At 62.9% G+C, this 663-nt stretch carries 1 pseudogene; it reads left to right on the top strand.

Annotated elements, in window-relative coordinates:
* Positions 1-343: 343 nt before the first annotated feature.
* Positions 344-663, top strand: a pseudogene (locus tag J0A65_RS24960) (hypothetical protein); the annotation flags it as partial.

Raw genomic sequence — 663 nt, 5'->3', positions numbered from 1 at the left:
ATGCCGGTGCTTGCCGGCCGCTGAACACAGGCAGGTAGGGTGTCAGCCAAGGCGCAGCTTCTGATGGAGCTGCGCCTTTTTCATTTGCCCCATGGCGTACGGCAGGGGGCGGGAAGTCGCCAGTTATTCGGCGCCAGTAAGCGGATATTTGCCGAAATGCGCCTGCCGGCGCGCGGGCAGTGGCTATCCTCAGACTGTTCGTTTGGCCAATTGCCAGCACTCAAGCGGTGCCAGGTACCTGCCGATACGTTGTTCTCGGCATGGCACAGCAGTTGCCTGTTCAGTCGATCAGGTCGCACCCACGAGGTGCGACTGCAATAAGAAGAACTGGAGCGACCCCCATATGTTCAAGCCTGCCGCGCGTCTGTTTGCCAACCTTGCCGTGGGCAAGAAACTCCTCATCGGTTTCGGCCTCGTGCTGCTGCTCACCGCCGCCATGACCGGCAGTGGTTATCTCGCCGTCCAGGCCGTGCTCCAGGGGCACGCGCAGGTCGGCCAGCTGGCGCAGGTCAATCAGGAAATCCTCCAGGCGCGTCGTCTGGAGCGCAACTTCGCCATCGAGCAGAGCCCGGAGAGCGCCGAGCGTGTGCGCGAGAGCCTGCGCAAGGTGCAGGGCATGCTCGAGCAACTGGCGCAGCAGAGCGTGGAAAGCAGCCGCGTACA

Source organism: Bowmanella yangjiangensis (assembly GCF_017255015.1).
Lineage (GTDB): Bacteria > Pseudomonadota > Gammaproteobacteria > Enterobacterales > Alteromonadaceae > Bowmanella > Bowmanella yangjiangensis.
This window is presented reverse-complemented; position numbering and strand designations above follow the sequence as displayed.